The following is a 19233-nucleotide window of genomic DNA, read 5'->3' as shown; positions in this document are numbered from 1 at the left end:
TAAGATTTGCGATGAAGAACACACATAACAGCCAAGAACGCCTTGATTATTTGAAGCAACAACTCCCTATCGAAATCACCCGAGCGGTTACCGATACACTGAAAGAAGACTTGGGTGGTTCGCTAAACGCTGACAATGATGTGACGGCCGCGCTTATCCCAGCAGAGGCCATTAATACAGCGACCATCATCACTCGCGAACACGGCGTATTTTGCGGCCAAGCATGGGCAGATGAAGTGTTCAAACAGCTCGGCGGCAAAGTGACCATTGAATGGCACGTAAAAGATGGCGACAAAGTCGAACCAAATCAAACGCTTTGTACACTCATTGGTCCTGCTCGTGATTTGCTGACGGGCGAACGCAACGCGATGAACTTTATTCAAACCCTTTCTGGTTGCGCGACCATCACCGCACAATACGCAGCAAAAATTGCGCATACCGAGTGTCGCTTATTAGATACGCGCAAAACCATCCCTGGCCTACGCAGCGCCTTAAAATACGCTGTGGCCTGTGGCGGCGGCTACAACCACCGAATTGGCGTGTTTGACGCTTACCTAATTAAAGAAAACCACATCATTGCCTGCGGTGGCATCACTCAAGCAGTCACCAAAGCAAAAGAGCTGCAACCTGGAAAGCCCGTGGAAGTGGAAACTGAGAACCTCGATGAACTGCGTGAAGCCATTAACGCGGGTGCTGACATTATTATGCTCGACAACTTCACCACCGAGATGATGCGCCAAGCGGTGGAAATTAACGCAGGCCGCGCAGCACTGGAAAACTCAGGCAACGTGACATTAGAAACCATCGCAGAATACGCGGAAACCGGCGTAGATTACATTTCGGTTGGCGCTCTGACCAAGCATGTAAAAGCGATGGATTTATCGATGCGTTTCAAATAGATACCGACCAGATCACAAAACGGGAGCTTCAGGCTCCCGTTTTTATTTGAGCTGCGAAATTTTGGGGCAGCATCGCATCTTGTAAGTAACCAGATGTAAATAAAGCGCAAAGAATTTTAAATCACTCGAGTGATGCTCTTGGTGTGATTTCCACTCGTCTACTCCTTGCATAATCTAGCCGCAAGCTCGCGGAGCGAATTTGATAGATTAAAGGAAATCATGATGAAGAAATTGAACAAAACCAAGAAACAACAAGGTTTTACCTTGATTGAGTTAATGATAGTGGTGGCGATTATTGGTGTATTGGCTGCTGTTGCTATTCCAGCGTATCAGAATTACGTTCAAAAAACTGAAGTTGCATCGGCATCAGCAACAGTAAGAGGATTACTAACAAACATTGATATGTATCAGCAAGAAAATGGCGGAACTTTTCCAAACAATGCCAATTTAGTTGGCGGCACTTCAACAATGAATGCTCTTGGTACCATAACACTGTTGCCAGTTGGTACTAGTGGTGGAACAGCAACTTTTGCCTTTACCGAAGGTACACTCAAAGGCAAAACTGCCTCAGTCCAGTACTCGAAAAACAACACTACTGGTTGGAGCTGTGCGACAAAAAATGTACCTGCAGATTCTCGTCCAAATAGTTGTACTGCCACTTATTAATGATGTCGAATCTCTCCACTATTCTGCGTCAGGCCAATCAGCTTAGCCTAACGCAAGAACAAGCGTGTCGAGAGACAATACAAGCTTCTGGTGTGACAGCACCGGAAGCTTTGTTGCGACTGGGATTTTTCCAGCCGGATGAATTAACCGAGCAGCTAAGCGCGATTTTTGGCTTACCACGCACTGACCTCAACCAATATGACTACCAAGAGCTGTGTAATCAACTTGGATTACGTGAGCTAATCACCCGTCACCAAGCGCTGCCACTGCAAAAAAGCAACGCTGGTTTAATACTCGCGGTTGCAGACCCTACCAATATTCAAGCTGAAGATGATTTCCGTTTTGCCACAGGCGTGCAAGTGGAGATTGTTTTAGCCGATTGCCAAGAACTGCAAGCGGCAATTCGTAGACTCTATGGAAAGAGCATCAAACAGAGCCAAAGCTCTGGGTTAAAAGAGATTCACCAAGATGAGCTGGCGAATTTGGTCGAGGTTTCAGATGACGAAGTCGAGTCAATTGAAGACTTAAGCCAAGATGAATCCCCCGTTAGCCGCTTTATCAACCAAATCCTGCTGGATGCGGTACGCAAAGGCGCATCTGATATTCATTTTGAACCGTACGAAAACCAATACCGCGTGCGATTGCGTTGCGATGGTATTTTGGTGGAAGTGCAGCAGCCCCCAAGCCATTTAAGCCGCCGTTTATCCGCGAGGATCAAGATCCTCTCTAAGTTGGATATTGCGGAAAGGCGTCTGCCACAAGATGGACGGATTAAGCTGCGCCTTAACCAAGAAACCGCGATTGATATGCGTGTTTCCACCTTACCCACACTGTTTGGTGAAAAAATTGTGTTGCGACTTCTCGACAGCTCGAGCAGTAGCTTGGATATTGATAAGTTAGGCTACAACCCGCAACAAAAGCAGCTCTACCTCGATGCCCTGCGCAAACCGCAAGGAATGATTTTGATGACAGGCCCAACAGGAAGCGGTAAAACCGTTTCTCTGTACACAGGCTTGAGTTTACTTAACCGGCCAGAAGTGAATATATCCACTGCGGAAGACCCAGTCGAGATTAACCTCCCGGGAATCAACCAAGTGCAAGTGAAACCCAAAATTGGTTTTGGTTTTGCAGAAGCATTGCGTTCTTTTCTCCGTCAAGACCCAGATATCGTCATGGTGGGGGAAATTCGAGATTTGGAAACCGCCGAGATCGCCGTCAAAGCAGCCCAAACCGGCCACCTTGTACTATCCACCTTACATACCAACTCGGCTGCTGAAACCATTGTTCGTCTATCTAACATGGGGATCGCCAGCTTTAACTTAGCTTCATCCTTGAGTTTGATCATTGCTCAGCGTCTGGCTCGTCGGTTATGCAGCCATTGCAAGCAACCTCATCCATACAACGCAACATTTGAGTTACTCGGTCTAAAAGCTGACGACTTGATTTATCAAGCTGATAAACAGGGTTGCCATCATTGTACTCATGGTTATTCCGGTCGTGTCGGTATATACGAAGTCATGCCTTTTGATGAGCAGCTTGCAGAGGCGATCGTTAAAGGCGCCTCGGTACAAAGCTTGGAGATGCTTGCTCGGCAAAAAGGCATGATGACACTCAAAGATTCCGGCCTTGAAAAACTCAAACAGGGCATCACCAGCTTAGAAGAGCTGCAACGCGTCCTCTATTTGTAATTTTTATAGTTTGTTTTTTCGATACTCATCGCACTGAAGGAAGCGATATGAAGCTTAAAACCCATTCACAAATCAAAAACTATCAATGGAAAGGGATTAACGGAGCTGGAAAAAAAGTTTCCGGCAACACGCTGGCGCTCACCGAGCTTGAAGTGCGTGATAAGCTGAAAATGCAGCATATCCAGATCAAAAAGATCAAAAAATCCAGTGTGTCAGTTTTCACGAGGTTAAGCCATAAAGTCAAAGGCAAAGACATCACACTGCTTACCCGCCAACTCGCCACCATGCTGACCACTGGTGTCCCTATTCTCCAATCACTTAAATTGGTTGCTGACAACCATCGCAAAGCCGAGATGAAGTCGATTTTAGCCAATGTGAGCAAAGCCGTTGAAGCGGGCACGCCGTTATCCAAAGCGCTTCGCAGTGCCAGCCCACAATTCGATGGCATTTATGTTGACTTAGTCGCCACTGGTGAACAATCGGGTAATCTTGATCAAGTTTTTGAACGTCTCGCTTTTTATCGGGAAAAAAATGAGCAGTTGCGAGCAAAAGTGATCAAGGCGCTAATTTATCCCTGCATGGTCGTGCTGGTCGCGTTGGGCGTCTCTTATTTAATGCTGACCAAGGTTATTCCCGAGTTTCGCAAAATGTTCACCGGATTCGGCGCAGAACTGCCTTGGTTTACGCAAAAAGTCTTAGACCTGTCTGATTTTGTGCAAGCCTACAGCAGTTGGTTTTTCATTACGTTGTTCAGCGCTATCTATTTACTTCGCGGTCTAAGCAAAAAATCACCCGCATTTCGCTTAAAAATGTCACGCTTGAGTTTAAAGATCCCTGTGATTGGTGGGGTCTTATCCAAAGCGGCGATTGCCAAATTTAGCCGCACATTGGCCACCAGTTTCAGTGCAGGTATCCCGATCCTCACCAGTTTAAAAACCACCAGTAAAACCGCTGGCAATCTACATTACCAATATGCGATTGAAGATGTTTATCGTGACACCGCTGCCGGGATGCCAATGTACATCGCCATGCGCAACAGCCTTGCTTTCCCAGAATTGGTGCTGCAAATGGTGATGATTGGTGAAGAATCTGGCCAAATGGACGATATGCTGAACAAGATTGCCACCATCTATGAGTTTGAAGTGGATAACACCGTCGACAACCTCGGTAAAATTCTCGAGCCGTTGATCATCGTCTTTCTGGGCGTTGTCGTCGGCGGATTGGTCACCGCAATGTACTTGCCGATCTTTAATTTAATGAGTGTTCTGGGATAAGATAACCCTCGCAGTTTACCTTTTGTAATATCAAGCAAGCTATTGGCTTGCTTGAGCTATTTTTGCCCACACCACAAAGAGAACGACGATTATATGGACGCGTTACAATACTACCCTTGGCTTTATATTGGTTTAGCTTCCCTGTTTGGCTTACTGGTAGGCAGCTTTCTTAACGTCGTCATCTACCGTCTACCGAAAATAATGGAACTGGAATGGCGCCAAGAGTGTGCAGAGTCCTTTCCTGAATACAACATCACACCACCGACAGAAACCCTAACATTAAGCACGCCGCGTTCAAGTTGCCCTTCGTGCCATACCCCAATACGAGTTCGAGATAATATTCCTGTCTTTAGTTGGCTAGCTCTAAGAGGAAAATGTCACCATTGCCAGACGAAAATCAGTGCTCGCTATCCTTTTGTTGAAGCACTGAGCGCCTTCTTGTGCGGCCTAGTCGCTTGGAAGTTCGGTTATGCACCGATTACCGTAGCACTGATTGGTTTTACTTTGGTGTTGATCGCCGCCACCTTCATCGACTTAGATACCATGCTACTGCCTGATCAACTGACACTGCCGCTGACGTGGACAGGCATCGCGCTAGCGTTACTAGAGATAAGCCCAGTATCTCTGCAAGATTCAGTGTTCGGTGCGATGGCAGGCTATCTCTGCCTTTGGAGCGTTTATCACCTTTTCAGATTGCTGACAGGGAAAGAAGGCATGGGTTACGGAGACTTTAAATTGCTTGCGGCACTTGGAGCTTGGCTCGGCTGGCAATATCTACCGATGATCATCTTACTTTCTTCGGTTGTCGGGCTGATCTTTGGTCTCATTCAACTCAGATTGCAAAAGCAAGGTATTGAGATGGCTTTTCCATTTGGGCCTTATCTGGCCATTGCTGGTTGGGTCGCCTTGATGTGGGGAGATAGCTTGATGTCTTGGTATCTCAACTATCTTATAGGGGCGTAATATGGCTTTAGTGATTGGATTGACTGGTGGTATCGCCAGCGGAAAAACAACGGTGGCCAATCTTTTTCAACAACACTTTGCTATCGATATCGTCGACGCAGACATTGTCGCTCGTCAGGTAGTTGCCCCCGGAAGTGCGGGACTGGCCGCGATTGTTGACCATTTCGGTGCTGATATTCTGACTTGTGAAGGCGAACTCGATCGTGGACAACTTCGTCAGCGTATCTTTGCCCATAGCGAAGAAAAGCAATGGCTCAACGCGCTACTGCACCCTATGATCCGTCGTAAAATGATCGAGGATCTGGCGCAGGTCTCATCCCCTTACGCTTTGCTCGTTGTACCGCTGTTGGTAGAAAACCAACTACAGACTCTGTGCGACCGCGTTTTGGTCGTGGATGTTGAAGAAAAAACACAATTACAGCGAACCATGGATCGTGACAGTGTTGATGAACAACAAGTTCGTGCCATACTCAAGGCTCAGGCAAGCAGACACGAACGTCTCGCCTTGGCAGACGATGTGATTAAAAATGAGTCAAAAGACCAAGATCTTTTGCAGCAAATCACAGATTTACACCAAAAGTACCTAGCCATGAGCAAGCAAAATCGGTGAAAATAAGTCAGAGACGACGACAGGCCCGCTAGATGACCACGCATAACTTCGAACATCCACTCAATGAAAAGACTCGCATTTATCTGAGAGTCGAATCACTGCTTAGACAGGCACATACTGCCGCCTCATTTTCAGAGCCGCACCAGCACCAACTCTTTTTTCGTTCTATCTTCGATCTCATCGAAATTTTTGAACAAATTCAGTTAAAGAGCGAGCTTGCGAAAGACATTGAGAAACAGCGCCTACTCTATCGCAGTTGGTTAAATGTCGAAGGGGTTGATCAAGCGACACTGCGTTCATTACTTGATGAGGCCGATCGTACCCATGCCGCTCTTATGCAGGCACCGCGTTTTGGCCAATCATTAAAGGAAGATCGCTTCCTCAGCTCAATTCGTCAGCGATTTAGTCTTCCAGGCGGCTCTTGCTGTTTTGATCTTCCAGCTCTGCACTATTGGTTGAATTTGCCCATTGAGAGAAAGATCGAAGATGCACGACAGTGGTTGGATAGCCTTAAACCGCTCTCCGACGCATTAAACTTGTGGCTAAAACTGGCACGAGAAGCTGGTCATTTCAGATCTCAAACCGCACTCAATGGATTTTTCCAAAGCGATGCAGAAGAAGCGAACATTCTTCGCCTTCATATTCCCATGGAGTATGGTGTCTATCCGATGATTTCTGGACACAAAAACCGCTTTGCGATCAAATTCATCAACTTTGAAACTGGGCAAGCCTGCAGCCAAGATGTTCATTTTGAACTGGCAGTATGCAGTTAACGTCCACACAGAATGAATATCACTATTTTTAGTAAACCACTTTGTTTTACGGTTCTATCTTTATGACAAAAATAACCATAGTTAAATGCCCTCAATGTGGCACCAATGTGGAATGGGGAGAGCAAAGCCCTCATCGCCCTTTCTGCAGTAAAAAATGCCAAATGATCGACTTTGGCGAATGGGCCGATGAAGAAAATGCCATACCGGGTGCGCCAGATATGTCTGACAGTGACGGTTGGTCTGAAGAGCAGTATTAACGTTTTCTAGTTTTCTAGTTTTCTAGTTTTCTAGTTTTCTAGTGATTAAATAGGGTTGATGTTCACGCATCAACCTTTTTTATTGCCGCTATTTAAGCAATCAATAAATCAAGACACCCTCGAGAATCGTGTCCTCATGCAGATGAACGAAAAAAAAGCGGAGACCAAATAGTCTCCGCTAATACTATGAGAACGCTAGTTATAGCATTACTTCTTAGCAAGTTTCTCTTTGATACGAGCTGACTTACCAGAACGCTCACGTAGGTAGTACAACTTGGCACGACGTACTGCACCACGGCGTTTAACTTCGATGCTATCAACAACTGGAGAGTGAGTTTGGAACGTACGCTCAACACCTTCACCGTTAGAGATCTTACGAACAGTGAATGCAGAGTGTAGACCACGGTTACGAATAGCGATTACAACGCCTTCGTACGCCTGTAGACGCTCACGGTTACCTTCTTTTACCTTAACCTGAACAACAACAGTGTCACCTGGTGCAAATTTAGGTAGGTCTTGTTTCATTTGCTCTTGCTCAAGAGCTTTGATGATGTTACTCATTTTTAATATTCCTAGAATAAACTGATACTAAATTAAATAGGTTACTTGCGCTTATGGTGAGTTTCTTGAATGAACTCAGCAAGTAATTGTTCCTGTTCGTCAGTCAGAGCTAGGTTTTCCAGGAGCTCTGGTCTTCTTTGCCAGGTGCGGCCTAACGACTGTTTTAGTCGCCAACGACGAATTTCCTTATGGTTGCCGGACATCAGTACCTCAGGTACTTCTTTGCCATCCAACACTTCAGGACGCGTATAGTGAGGGCAATCTAGCAAGCCATTAGCAAAAGAATCTTCTTCTGCCGACGCAAAATCCCCTAATACTCCCGGAACAAACCGTGAGACAGAATCAATCAACGTCATGGCTGGTATTTCACCACCCGTCATCACAAAATCTCCGATTGACCATTCTTCGTCAACTTCAGATTGAATGATGCGCTCATCTACCCCTTCGTATCGGCCACAAATCAGAAGCAAGTTCTCATTGGTTGCCAATTCTTCCACTCCTTGTTGGTCGAGCTTACGACCTTGAGGAGAAAGGTAAATGACTTTCGTCTTACCTGGTGAGGCTTGTTTGGCTGCATGAATGGCATCGCGCAAAGGCTGAACCATCATTAACATACCAGGGCCACCACCATAAGGTCGGTCATCAACTGTGCGATGTTTATCGTGAGTGAAATCGCGAGGATTCCAAGTCTCAATCGATAAAAGACCTTTTTTAACCGCTTGACCTGTTACTCCAAAATCAGTAACAGAACGGAACATTTCAGGAAAAAGGCTAATTACGCCAACCCACATGTTTATCTCGCTCTGTAGCTTTGGAGATTAGAATCCAGGATCCCAGTCAACTTCGATCCGTTGAGCTTCGCGATCAACTTTGATGATCACTTGCTCTTCAAGGAACGGAATTAAACGTTCCTTTTGCCCAAAAGCATCTTTTAGATTTGCTTTTACTACGAGAACATCGTTTGAGCCCGTTTCTAGCATGTCAGTAACGACACCCAGATCGTAACCATTGGTGGTTACCACTTGCATTCCAAACAATTCTCGCCAGTAGAATTCATCTTCTGACAATTCAGGTAGTACAGCAGGGTCAATAGCGATCTCAAGGTTAGTCAGGAGATGCGCGTCTTCGCGAACATCTAGACCTTCCAGCTTAGCCACCATACCTTTGTTATGGCGCTTCCAGCTTTCCACCTTGAACTCGACCCACTCGCCTTTTTGGTTAACGTACCAAGGGCTGTAATCAAATAGGCTTTCGGCATTGTCTGTGTAGGAAAAAACTTTGAGCCAACCACGAATGCCGTAAGTAGAACCAAATTTACCAACAACAATACGCTCATCACTCATTGTTTCTTTACCTTTCATCGACATACACTAGTTTCTTAATTAAGCCGCTTTTTGAGCGTCTTTAACTAGCTTAGCAACACGGTCAGATAGAGATGCGCCTTGACCAACCCAGTGGTTAACGCGATCTAGGTCGATACGTAGACCTTCTTCTTGACCTTGTGCAGTTGGGTTAAAGAAACCAACTTTCTCGATGAAACGGCCAGTTGCAACATTGCGGCTGTCCGCTACTACGATTTGATAAAATGGACGCTTTTTAGCGCCGTGACGTGCCAAACGAATGGTTACCATGTCGTCCTCTTTGCTTTCTCAAAAATAAAATTAACCCCAGAAACCATGTATCACTAAACAGTTTGGGGTCTCGTACCAAAATAAAGCTCCGGAATTTTACTCTTATTAGGCATGAATGCAAGGGGGTTGTTACTTTTTCACCAACATAAATTCATTTTTGAGTTTGTGATGGAGGTAACAAGTTGAAAAGTGGCTAAGGATTGAGGATTGAGGATTGAGGATTGAGGAGAATGCTAGGCTCTAGCTACAAACAAGTGCTAGAGCCTAAATCATGTTATCGGCCGAATGGATTGAATCCACCGCCCATACCACCCATCATGCCTTGCATATTGCGCATCATGCCTTTGATGCCACCCTTCTGCATTTTCTTCATCATCTTTTGCATTTGGGTAAACTGCTTCAACAGGCGATTCACATCTTGCACTTGGGTGCCAGAACCAGCAGCGATACGCTTTTTACGTGAACCTTTAATCAAATCTGGGTTTTGGCGCTCTTTCATCGTCATGGAGTTGATGATCGCTTCCATCTGTTTGAACATCTTGTCGTCGACTTTATCTTTGATGTCCGACGGCAATTGAGACATACCAGGTAGCTTATCCAGCATCCCCATCATGCCCCCCATGTTCTGCATCTGACCAAGTTGTTCACGGAAATCTTCAAGATCAAAGCCTTTTTTCTCTTTGAACTTTTGCGCCAGTTTCTGCGCTTTTTCGGTATCAACGTTGCGTTGCAGATCTTCAATCAGCGACAGAACATCCCCCATGCCCAGAATACGTGAAGCAACACGATCAGGATGGAATGGCTCAAGTGCGTCGGTCTTTTCACCCACACCTAAGAATTTGATTGGTTTACCTGTAATATGACGTACCGACAGCGCAGCACCACCACGCGCATCGCCATCCACTTTGGTCAGAATGACCCCCGTCAGTGGCAGAGCGTCACCAAAAGCTTTGGCGGTATTGGCGGCATCTTGACCCGTCATGGCATCAACAACAAACAGCGTTTCCACTGGGTTAATTGCACTATGAAGTTGTTGGATCTCGCCCATCATCGCTTCATCAATCGCTAAGCGACCTGCGGTATCGACGATCAAAACATCAAAGAATTTCTTTTTCGCGTGGTCGATAGCGGCATTGGCGATATCAATCGGCTTTTGGTCAGCAGAAGAAGGGAAGAAGTCAACACCAATGTCGCTCGCCAATGTTTCTAACTGTTTGATTGCCGCTGGACGGTAAACGTCGGCTGATACAACCAACACTTTCTTCTTATCGCGCTCTTTTAGCAGCTTCGATAGTTTACCGACTGAGGTGGTTTTACCCGCACCTTGTAGACCCGCCATCAAAATAACCGCTGGCGGTTGCGCCGCTAAGTTTAGCGCTTCATTCGATTCACCCATGACCGCTTCAAGTTCACCTTGAACGATCTTAATGAACTCTTGACCGGGAGTGAGTGATTTCGACACTTCCACACCAACGGCTTTTTCTTTTACGCGAGCGACAAATTCACGCACCACAGGTAAGGCAACATCGGCCTCAAGCAGTGCCATTCGTACTTCACGCAGGGTATCTTTGATATTGTCTTCTGTCAGACGACCTTTGCCACTGATATTCTTCAGCGTTTTGGATAATCGATCCGTTAAATTCTCAAACATTGTGTTCTCTACGCTTAATCCGGCGATAAATTGGGGTGAGTATACCTTAGCCACGGAATCAGAGATACCCGCGAAACGGCTCTATTCCACACTATTGGGGATAAGTTATTAATTTCAATATCTCAACTCTTATCATTGATCTCTATTCAACGTAGCCCAGAGCTCAGTTGCAAGGTATACTTGCCCCATTCTATTGACCAACTTTCAGGATATATGGACAGCATAATTGCCATTGGTGCCACGATTCTCTACGGATTAGCCATCGCCACGATCGTTCCGGGACTTGCACACCAAACGGGGATAAAGGCCAAAACCGTTTTAATTAGTGCTTCTTTGGCACTGGTCTTTCACGCGTGGCTATTGAGCGATCTCATTTTTGAAGGGTATGGTCAAAATCTCAGTATTTTAAATGTCGCGTCGTTGATCAGCTTCATCATCTCCTTGGTGATGAGTGCCGCGATGCTTAAAAACCGTTTATGGTTCTTATTGCCTGTCGTCTATAGCTTTGCCGCCATTAATCTCTCTGCTGCGACGTTTTTACCCAGCACTTTCATTAAGCATTTAGAGAATGACCCTAAGCTGTTAATCCATATTTCCTTGGCACTGTTTTCTTATGCCACGTTGACCATTGGCGCGCTATACGCACTTCAATTGGCTTGGCTAGACCATAAACTGAAAGCGAAAAAATCATTAGTCATTAATCCAAACCTACCGCCACTGTTAATGGTGGAAAGACAGCTGTTTAAAATCATTATGATCGGCAATCTACTGTTAACGGCAACGTTGGCAACTGGGTTTGTTTTTGTTCACGATATGTTTGCGGAAGGAAAAGCGCATAAAGCGGTGCTGTCGTTTATCGCTTGGTTGGTTTACTCCACGTTGCTGTGGGGGCATTATCAAAAAGGCTGGCGCGGAAAAAAAGTGACCTGGTTTGCTGTCGCAGGGGCAACTTTATTAACCCTGGCCTATTTTGGTAGCCGCTTTGTAAAAGAGATCATACTGAGCTAAACCCATAATGTACTGTCATTTTTAGGACAGCTATAACGCGTAATAGCACTGTCATTTATCAGGATAACAAAAGGAAAATTTGAGTTTTGGACGACATATCTACGGGTATCTTATTTGCGCTACTCGCGTGTCTTATCGTCATTTCAGGCTATTTCTCTGGTTCAGAGACAGGGATGATGTCACTGAACCGATATCGCTTAAAGCACCTCGCCAATTCTGGGCACAAAGGGGCTAAGCGTGTCGAAAAGTTACTGAGCCGCCCAGACCGATTAATTGGTTTGATTCTTATCGGTAACAACCTTGTCAATATTCTTGCCTCCGCCATTGCGACCATTCTCGGCATGCGCCTTTATGGTGATTTGGGTGTTGCAATTGCAACCGGTGCCCTTACCTTAGTCGTTTTGGTTTTTGCAGAAGTCACCCCTAAAACCGTGGCCGCACTCTATCCTGAACGAGTTTCATACGCGAGCAGCATTTTGCTGGTGGTTTTGATGAAACTGCTTTCGCCTTTGGTGATGTTGGTGAATTTTATTACCAATGGTTTCATTCGCTTACTTGGTTTGAAAGCGCAACACAACGGCGAAGACAATCTCAGCTCCGAAGAATTGCGTACCGTGGTAAACGAAGCGGGCAGCTTAATCCCCCAGCGACACCAAGATATGCTGGTTTCCATTTTGGATTTAGAACACGTCACGGTGAATGACATCATGATCCCGCGTAATGAGATTACCGGCATTGATATCAATGACGATTGGAAATCCATTGTCCGTCAGCTGACTCACTCTCCTCATGGCCGCATTGTCTTGTATCGCGACAAAATCGACGAAGCCGTTGGTATGTTAAGGTTACGAGAAGCGTATCGCTTGATGCTTGAGAAGAATGAGTTCAACAAAGAGACCTTGCTACGAGCGGCAGATGAGGTCTATTTCATTCCCGAAAGCACCCCACTCAATGTTCAGCTACTCAAGTTCCAACGCAATAAACAGCGCATCGGCCTGATTGTCGATGAATATGGCGATATTATCGGCCTAGTGACACTGGAAGACATTCTAGAAGAGATCGTGGGTGAATTTACCACCTCGATTGCACCAAGCCTTTCAGATGAGATTACTCCGCAAGGCGACGGCAGTTTCCTTATTGAAGGAAGCACCAACATCCGTGATATCAATAAAGGTTTGAAATGGAAACTGCCAACCGATGGTCCTAGAACACTCAATGGCTTAATTTTGGAGCACTTAGAAGACATTCCAGAAAGCCACCTCAGTGTGAAAGTGGCCGGCCACGCGATGGAAATTGTGGAACTTGAAGAAAACCGAATTAAGTCGGTAAAAGTCTTTCCTAAGCGAAAACGCAAAACGACCTAACGGCATTAGCCCGACTTTACACCAAGGAATGAAAAGGCCCAGCGTGAACACTGGGCCTTTCTTTTTTTATGATGTTAGTACGCGATGGGTTAATCCACTTTGAGCTCTTTCAACATCGCTTCTGGCAATGCCAGTTCATCATTTTTATTCACCGAAATTCCTGCTGCCAGAATGTTTTGTGCGATTTGCTTCGCTTCATCTAGCGAGTGCATGGCTGCGGTACCGCACTGATACTCGTTCAACTCAGGGATCTTGTTTTGGCTTTCCACTTTCAACACATCTTCCATCGAAGCCGTCCACGCAGATGCCACGTCTTGCTCACTCGGCGCACCAATTAAGCTCATGTAGAAACCGGTACGACAACCCATCGGTGAGATATCGATGATCTCAACCGATGCGCCATTAAGATGCTTACGCATAAAGCCTGCGTACAGGTGCTCCAAAGTGTGAATGCCTTTCTCTGACAAAATATCTTTGTTAGGTGCAGTGAAACGTAAGTCAAACACGGTAATGGTGTCGCCTTTTGGCGTCTGCATGGTTTTTGCCACACGCACCGCGGGTGCATGCATGCGAGTGTGGTCAACGGTAAAACTATCTAATAATGGCATTACTTCTCTCCTGCTCTATTCGTCCTTGATGCTCAGAGGACTTTACTGATTTAGAAAAACCAGCTTCGATTATCTTCCAATTCTTGACGGCACTGTTTTAACTGCCAGCCATAATCTTTTGTTTGTTGTTCCACTTTACGGGCTACCTTGATGAGCGAGGGCTTCCTTTGATAGCTCTTACGCTGATAACCACCTCGACCTTCGTGATAAGCGAGATACTGATTGTAAGGGTCCCATAAGGAAACCCCCAACTGCTTACGTGTTTCACTGGTATACCAACCAATGAACATCAATGAGTCATCAAAGTTAGTCCGTGAGCCGCCATGTCCTGTGGCACGCTGAAAATCTTCCCAAGCCGGATCTTGTGCTTGAGCATAACCATACGCACTACTCACGTGGCCCCAAGGAATAAACCCAAGTATATAGTCTTTTGGCGGTCTTGCGTCGTGGCGAAAGCTGCTTTCTTGTTTGACAAACGCCATCGCGACTTGAATCGGGGTACCCCACTCCTTTTCCATCGCTAAGGCATCTTTATACCAGCGAGGTTTCTCACGGAAAATGTCACATAAGTTATTTTGCTGCGCCGGCGGGGTAGTCGCACAGCCAGATAACCCCACCAAACCGAGCAACAACACACGACGAGCAATCTTACTCATCCCTCTTTCAGCAGAGGCTCCTGTCATTGCCGATTCCCTATTTTAAGTAGGCAAAGTAATCGGCCAAATAGGTATCGAAATCCACCTCATCGGCTTGTTCAATTTGGCTCTGTTTAATGAGGGAGAGCGCAACTTCTTGTTCCATTTGCTGCAGAGAGAAGTGACGATAGTGATGCGCTAAGTTTTGCTCACGATATGCCCCCCCCAACTCACACCCCGTTGCTCCCAAACTACCATTTTGCTGAATCAAAGTAAGTAGCTGTGCAGACAACGTTTTTTCTGGATGGTCAATCCACTGTTCCAGCTCACTACAAGCGAGGCTGTACTGATTGTCACCGTGAGCACTGTCCATCACTTCCGCTAACTGGCGCAGCTCTGCAAACACACGATGAGCCCAAGCTTGTAAGCTAAGCTTTTCACCTTTACAACCGATCTGCAGCTCTAAACCATACTCACGACCAGATACCACCACCTTGTTCCAGTTTTCTCGCCAGCAAGCCAGTTCACATTGATCCATTGGTTGCGACTCAGACAAGGCAGCCCAAGTTAAGAACAAATCGAGGAAACGCACTTGAGTTTCCGTGATACCCACTGGCGTAAATGGGTTCACATCCAGCGAGCGAACTTCGATGTATTCCACCCCACCTCGCGCCAGTGCTTCTGATGGTTTCTCACCATTTTTTGCCACACGCTTCGGTCGAATCGGAGCATAGAGCTCATTTTCAATTTGCAGTACGTTACTGTTGAGCTGGCGATATTCGCCATTTTCCTTCACACCCAACTTGGCAAACTCAGCCGAAGGTGTGCGAATGGCTTTAGTTAGCCCTTCTAGGTATTCGTCAATGCTGTTAAAGCCAATCGTCAGTACACTTTGAGCGCTATTGGTGTAGCCCAAATCACTCAAGCGTAGCGACGTCGCCTTAGGTAAATATAAAGTTTTCCCCAACGCTTCAAAAGGCAACGACGTCTCACGCCCTTGAAGAAACGAGGAACACATTGCGGGTGACGCACCAAAGAAATAAGGGATCAGCCAACCAAAGCGGTAATAGTTACGAATTAGGCCAAAATAGGCTTCCGACTTCGTTGCTTGGCGCTCATCTTCTGTTTGCTCACCATGCAGCGCATCCCAAAAGCTCTCAGGAAATGAGAAGTTAAAGTGCACGCCGGAAATGATCTGCATGAGGCTACCATAGCGGCGCTTCAAGCCTTCTCGATAGAGGGTTTTCATTTTGGCCGAGTTTGAGCTGCCGTACTGCGCCAAAGTAATTTGATCTTCAGTCTCGACATAACAAGGCATCGACATCGGCCACATTTTCTCTTCACCCAACTGAGTTTGAGTGAAATGATGAATGTCATCCAACTGGCCCAACAAAACATCGATGTCATGAGAAACAGGGGTAATGAATTCTAACAACGACTCTGCAAAGTCGGTGGTGATCCACTGATTGGTAAACGCAGAACCCAAGCCTTGAGGATGCATGGTGGTGGCTATCCGACCATTTTGGCTGTAGCGTAACGTTTCACGCTCCACACCACGGCCAAACTGTTTAAACACTTCTGGGTTTCTTGCAACTAACTCAAGTCGCGCAGCAAAATCAGTCAAAATGAAATTCACTTATATCAGAAGCTTGCAGCGTCACACCTGCAAACTGAATTGTCGGAAATCGAATTGGTCTGGATACCCTTCTGCGTATTCAAAAGGGTATCCAGACCAACAACAAGTAGCGAAGAGCCAATACTCTTCGCTACTAAATGTGTACTCTATCGGATGATTTCAAGCTCTTCTACGGCTTTATTCAACTTTTCCAATTGTGGGCGAAGCGTTTTTGCATCCCCAACAACGATCATCTGATAGTCATTCGGGTCAAACCATTTCTTCGCCAAATCGTTAAGCGGCGCTTTATCAATGCTTTCCACAATCGCGTTGCGCTGTTTGAGATAATCTTCATCTAAGCTGTAACGGAGAATATTACCGATCAACTGCGCTTTTTGTCCGGGAGTTTCATACTTCAAGGCATCTTGTTGACCAACCGCCTGACGCATGAAATGCAGCTCATCATCCGTCATACCAGATTGAGAAAACTCATTCAGTTCATTCTCCATCTCCATTAACGCAGGAATGGTTGCATCAGCGCGTACTTGCGCATCAAACACCACGACACCGGTTTCGAGATTGCTGGCAAAGTAGCCTTGCGCCCCGTATGTGTATCCTTTGTCCTCACGCAGATTCTGATTTAAACGGCTGTTGAAATTGCCAGCCAAATTAAAGTTCGCTAATTGGCTTAGGAACATCTCACCGGTGGCATCATACGGCAAACCAAGGCGTACCATGCGGATGACGCTTTGTGGTGCTCCCGGCTTATCCACCAAGTAGATTTTTGAATCGCTTAATGGCTTCACAACTTGCGGGCGATACAGCGGCGCGGCCTCACCCTGCCATGCTTTCCAAAATGCCAATTGACTAGCCATTTCTCGGCGATTTAAATCCCCCACGACCACGATCTGTGTGCTTTGTGGTGTGTAGTGCGATTGATAGAATGCTTTGACATCAGCCAGCGTGAGCCCTTGTAAAGAAGCCATCGTGCCATCACTGGAACGAGCAAACAGCGTGTCACCATAAATCACTTGGCGTGTCGCTTGCGAAGCCATCCAGCTTGGTTGCTGCTGCTCATAAACAGCCCCTTCGATCATTTGCTTCTTCGCACGGGCAAAATCATCCTCATCAAACGCAGGAGACCGGATCATCTGCTGAAAAATTTCCAACGTTGCTGGTAAATTTTTCTCTAATGCAGAAAGCGTAACTGTCGTGCTGTATCGCTCGGCTGACACACTGATGTTACTGCCCAGCTTGTCCAACTCCGCTTGTAACTCTTCTGCACTGCGAGAAGTTGTCCCCTCCTCCATCATAGCTGCGGTGAGTTTAGCTAACCCTTCTTTGCCTACCGGGTCAAATCGGCTCCCTGCAGGGAAGCGGAACTGCATCAATACGGTTGGCGTTTCATCACTGACAGCGCCGAGTAACTCGCTGCCGTTATCAAAATGCACTTTGTACAGATCTGGCATTTCTGCTTTCACTGGCTCTCCGGCAGATGGCATTTGAGATCGGTCAAAACTGTCTTCCGCTTTACGATAAGCCAACTGATCATCGGTGATTTTTTGGTATTCAGGCAAGGTTCTCGCCGGCGTCACAAAGTTGGCTTTTTGCACCGCCATATCCGTTTTGCCCGTAGGCACCACGCTTAAAGTCACTTTGTTTTTGCCATCAATAAATTGTTGATAGGCTTGGTTGACCGAATCCGCCGTCACCGCGCGTAATTGATCTAATTGATATTCGATGCGATCAGGGGTTGCAAAGAAGGTCTCATTTGCAGCGAGCTGACTGACTTTGCCGCTGACGCTTTGCAATGAGAACACGGCATCGGCTTCTGCTTTACCAATGATCTGCTCAAGGCGTTTCCCATCGGCGCCCTTCTCTTTAAACTCATCTAAGGTCTGCATCAGCTCTTGATACAAACTGGCCAAATCTCCCTTGTCTCCTGAGTCTCCCATCGCGTACACGTAGAAAGTACAAGCCAATTCAGCACAATCTTGGAAGGCACCAGCGTCGACGGCTTTTTGCGTTTTTACGAGATTTTGGTACAGCAAACTATTATTGCCTTCCCCTAGTAAACTCGCCAATGCATCGAGCGAGGCTTGATGCTCTTCACCATTGTAAGTCGTCGGCCACGCCATCATCACCATCGGCTGTCTAATACGATCTTCCAGCGTGATGAAGCGATTTTCTTTCAGGGTTGCAGGCTGCTTCGGTGCATTATCCACTTCAGGTCCGCGAGGAATCGAACCAAAATACTTGTTCACCCATTCCAATGTCTGATCGGTATCTATGTCACCACCGATAGTTAACACGGCATTATTAGGCCCATACCAGCGTAAGAAAAACGCTTTCAGGTCATTGACGTCGACACGATCAAGATCTTCAACATAACCAATAGTTTGCCACGAATAAGGGTGCCCTTCAGGGTACATCGCTTCCGCCATTTTTTCCCAAATCAAACCGTAAGGGCGGTTGTCATAGCGTTGAGCGCGCTCATTTTTCACGGTGTCGCGTTGCACCTCAAACTTACGCTGCGAGACGGCATCAAGCAAAAAGCCCATGCGATCCGATTCTAACCACAACATTTTCTCAAGTTGGTTCGCTGGCACAGTTTCGAAATAGTTGGTTCTATCTCGGTTTGTGGTGCCATTCAGTGTCCCGCCGGCTTCCGTAATGATCTTGAAGTGTTGCTGATCACCCACATTTTCCGAGCCTTGGAACATCATATGCTCGAAGAAATGCGCAAAGCCTGACTTACCAATCTCTTCTCGAGCCGAGCCGACGTGGTAAGTGACGTCAACGTGCACCAAGGGATCGGAGTGATCGGGTGACAAAATGACGGTTAAGCCATTTTCTAAACGATATTTTTCATACGGGATTTTGACTTTACCCGCTTGCGCTGACGACTCTTCAATCAGAGTCACCCCTTCTGGTAATGAAGAAAAAAACGGCACAGAAACCGATTTTACGGAAGAACAACCAGCGAGGACAAAAAGAGAGCAGGCACTCAGCATCAGTTTTTTCATGCTT

The 19233-nt window shown here is 46.4% G+C and carries 19 protein-coding genes; 10 read left to right on the top strand and 9 right to left on the bottom strand.

Going from position 1 to position 19233, the window contains the following annotated elements:
- Positions 1–11 precede the first annotated feature (11 nt).
- The 8 genes from nadC to yacG all read left to right on the top strand — a co-directional run bounded on the left by nadC (position 12) and on the right by yacG (position 7130).
- Positions 12–899, top strand: a complete 888-nt coding sequence (gene nadC, locus VV1_RS07710; RefSeq protein WP_011079552.1) for a carboxylating nicotinate-nucleotide diphosphorylase — start codon at positions 12–14, stop codon at positions 897–899.
- 219 nt (positions 900–1118) lie between these two features.
- The gene (locus tag VV1_RS07705) at positions 1119–1565 is read left to right on the top strand and encodes a pilin (RefSeq protein ID WP_011079551.1); all 447 of its coding nucleotides are present in this window, start codon (positions 1119–1121) and stop codon (positions 1563–1565) included.
- On the top strand, positions 1565–3253 hold the full coding sequence (pilB, locus tag VV1_RS07700) for a type IV-A pilus assembly ATPase PilB (RefSeq protein WP_011079550.1): 1689 nt from the start codon (positions 1565–1567) through the stop codon (positions 3251–3253). The genes VV1_RS07705 and pilB overlap by 1 nt, the downstream gene beginning before the upstream one ends.
- Positions 3254–3300: 47 nt before the next feature.
- On the top strand, positions 3301–4527 hold the full coding sequence (locus VV1_RS07695; RefSeq protein ID WP_011079549.1) for a type II secretion system F family protein: 1227 nt from the start codon (positions 3301–3303) through the stop codon (positions 4525–4527).
- A 93-nt stretch (positions 4528–4620) separates the two neighbouring features.
- A complete protein-coding gene (locus VV1_RS07690) occupies positions 4621–5490 on the top strand; it encodes a prepilin peptidase (RefSeq protein WP_011079548.1) in 870 nt (289 codons plus the stop codon).
- 1 nt (position 5491) lies between these two features.
- Entirely contained in the window at positions 5492–6100 is a 609-nt protein-coding gene (gene coaE / locus VV1_RS07685; protein WP_011079547.1) for a dephospho-CoA kinase, read from the top strand.
- A 32-nt stretch (positions 6101–6132) separates the two neighbouring features.
- Positions 6133–6873 (top strand): cell division protein ZapD, encoded by a 741-nt coding sequence (gene zapD / locus VV1_RS07680; RefSeq protein ID WP_011079546.1) that lies wholly within the window; start codon positions 6133–6135, stop codon positions 6871–6873.
- 62 nt (positions 6874–6935) lie between these two features.
- Positions 6936–7130: a DNA gyrase inhibitor YacG gene (gene yacG, locus VV1_RS07675; protein WP_011079545.1), complete on the top strand. Its 195-nt coding sequence runs from the start codon at positions 6936–6938 to the stop codon at positions 7128–7130.
- A 207-nt stretch (positions 7131–7337) separates the two neighbouring features.
- Here yacG and rplS read toward each other — a convergent pair whose 3' ends face one another.
- The 5 genes from rplS to ffh all read right to left on the bottom strand — a co-directional run bounded on the left by rplS (position 7338) and on the right by ffh (position 10973).
- Positions 7338–7691, bottom strand: coding sequence for a 50S ribosomal protein L19 (gene rplS / locus VV1_RS07670; RefSeq protein WP_011079544.1), 354 nt, complete (start codon positions 7689–7691; stop codon positions 7338–7340).
- A 41-nt stretch (positions 7692–7732) separates the two neighbouring features.
- On the bottom strand, positions 7733–8482 hold the full coding sequence (gene trmD, locus VV1_RS07665) for a tRNA (guanosine(37)-N1)-methyltransferase TrmD (protein WP_011079543.1): 750 nt from the start codon (positions 8480–8482) through the stop codon (positions 7733–7735).
- Positions 8483–8509: 27 nt separating this feature from the next.
- Positions 8510–9058, bottom strand: a complete 549-nt coding sequence (rimM, locus tag VV1_RS07660) for a ribosome maturation factor RimM (RefSeq protein WP_011079542.1) — start codon at positions 9056–9058, stop codon at positions 8510–8512.
- Between the two features lie 15 nt (positions 9059–9073).
- A complete protein-coding gene (rpsP, locus tag VV1_RS07655; protein ID WP_011079541.1) occupies positions 9074–9322 on the bottom strand; it encodes a 30S ribosomal protein S16 in 249 nt (82 codons plus the stop codon).
- Between the two features lie 274 nt (positions 9323–9596).
- Entirely contained in the window at positions 9597–10973 is a 1377-nt protein-coding gene (gene ffh, locus VV1_RS07650; protein WP_011079540.1) for a signal recognition particle protein, read from the bottom strand.
- Positions 10974–11186: 213 nt separating this feature from the next.
- Between ffh and VV1_RS07645 the strand changes: the two genes are divergently transcribed.
- Entirely contained in the window at positions 11187–11981 is a 795-nt protein-coding gene (locus VV1_RS07645) for a cytochrome C assembly family protein (RefSeq protein ID WP_011079539.1), read from the top strand.
- Positions 11982–12067: 86 nt separating this feature from the next.
- Complete coding sequence (locus VV1_RS07640) at positions 12068–13345, top strand: HlyC/CorC family transporter (RefSeq protein ID WP_011079538.1); 1278 nt, start codon at positions 12068–12070, stop codon at positions 13343–13345.
- Between the two features lie 89 nt (positions 13346–13434).
- Here VV1_RS07640 and luxS read toward each other — a convergent pair whose 3' ends face one another.
- The 4 genes from luxS to VV1_RS07620 form a co-directional block, all read right to left on the bottom strand.
- Positions 13435–13953 carry an S-ribosylhomocysteine lyase gene (luxS, locus tag VV1_RS07635; RefSeq protein ID WP_011079537.1) on the bottom strand — a complete coding sequence of 173 codons (519 nt, stop codon included), beginning with the start codon at positions 13951–13953 and terminating at the stop codon, positions 13435–13437.
- A 50-nt stretch (positions 13954–14003) separates the two neighbouring features.
- Positions 14004–14609: a transglycosylase SLT domain-containing protein gene (locus tag VV1_RS07630; RefSeq protein WP_223370886.1), complete on the bottom strand. Its 606-nt coding sequence runs from the start codon at positions 14607–14609 to the stop codon at positions 14004–14006.
- A gap of 37 nt (positions 14610–14646) precedes the next feature.
- A complete protein-coding gene (gene gshA, locus VV1_RS07625; RefSeq protein WP_043920940.1) occupies positions 14647–16212 on the bottom strand; it encodes a glutamate--cysteine ligase in 1566 nt (521 codons plus the stop codon).
- Between the two features lie 158 nt (positions 16213–16370).
- Positions 16371–19229, bottom strand: coding sequence for a M16 family metallopeptidase (locus VV1_RS07620; protein ID WP_011079534.1), 2859 nt, complete (start codon positions 19227–19229; stop codon positions 16371–16373).
- Positions 19230–19233 lie beyond the last annotated feature (4 nt).

Source organism: Vibrio vulnificus CMCP6 (assembly GCF_000039765.1).
Lineage (GTDB): Bacteria > Pseudomonadota > Gammaproteobacteria > Enterobacterales > Vibrionaceae > Vibrio > Vibrio vulnificus_B.
This window is presented reverse-complemented; position numbering and strand designations above follow the sequence as displayed.

Bases quoted from the DNA above. Each gene is read 5' to 3' on its own strand.
- nadC (WP_011079552.1), top strand. From the start codon at position 12: ATGAAGAACACACATAACAGCCAAGAACGCCTTGATTATTTGAAGCAA.
- VV1_RS07705 (WP_011079551.1), top strand. From the start codon at position 1,119: ATGATGAAGAAATTGAACAAAACCAAGAAACAACAAGGTTTTACCTTG.
- pilB (WP_011079550.1), top strand. From the start codon at position 1,565: ATGATGTCGAATCTCTCCACTATTCTGCGTCAGGCCAATCAGCTTAGC.
- VV1_RS07695 (WP_011079549.1), top strand. From the start codon at position 3,301: ATGAAGCTTAAAACCCATTCACAAATCAAAAACTATCAATGGAAAGGG.
- VV1_RS07690 (WP_011079548.1), top strand. From the start codon at position 4,621: ATGGACGCGTTACAATACTACCCTTGGCTTTATATTGGTTTAGCTTCC.
- coaE (WP_011079547.1), top strand. From the start codon at position 5,492: ATGGCTTTAGTGATTGGATTGACTGGTGGTATCGCCAGCGGAAAAACA.
- zapD (WP_011079546.1), top strand. From the start codon at position 6,133: ATGACCACGCATAACTTCGAACATCCACTCAATGAAAAGACTCGCATT.
- yacG (WP_011079545.1), top strand. From the start codon at position 6,936: ATGACAAAAATAACCATAGTTAAATGCCCTCAATGTGGCACCAATGTG.
- rplS (WP_011079544.1), bottom strand. From the start codon at position 7,691: ATGAGTAACATCATCAAAGCTCTTGAGCAAGAGCAAATGAAACAAGAC.
- trmD (WP_011079543.1), bottom strand. From the start codon at position 8,482: ATGTGGGTTGGCGTAATTAGCCTTTTTCCTGAAATGTTCCGTTCTGTT.
- rimM (WP_011079542.1), bottom strand. From the start codon at position 9,058: ATGTCGATGAAAGGTAAAGAAACAATGAGTGATGAGCGTATTGTTGTT.
- rpsP (WP_011079541.1), bottom strand. From the start codon at position 9,322: ATGGTAACCATTCGTTTGGCACGTCACGGCGCTAAAAAGCGTCCATTT.
- ffh (WP_011079540.1), bottom strand. From the start codon at position 10,973: ATGTTTGAGAATTTAACGGATCGATTATCCAAAACGCTGAAGAATATC.
- VV1_RS07645 (WP_011079539.1), top strand. From the start codon at position 11,187: ATGGACAGCATAATTGCCATTGGTGCCACGATTCTCTACGGATTAGCC.
- luxS (WP_011079537.1), bottom strand. From the start codon at position 13,953: ATGCCATTATTAGATAGTTTTACCGTTGACCACACTCGCATGCATGCA.
- VV1_RS07630 (WP_223370886.1), bottom strand. From the start codon at position 14,609: ATGAGTAAGATTGCTCGTCGTGTGTTGTTGCTCGGTTTGGTGGGGTTA.
- VV1_RS07620 (WP_011079534.1), bottom strand. From the start codon at position 19,229: ATGAAAAAACTGATGCTGAGTGCCTGCTCTCTTTTTGTCCTCGCTGGT.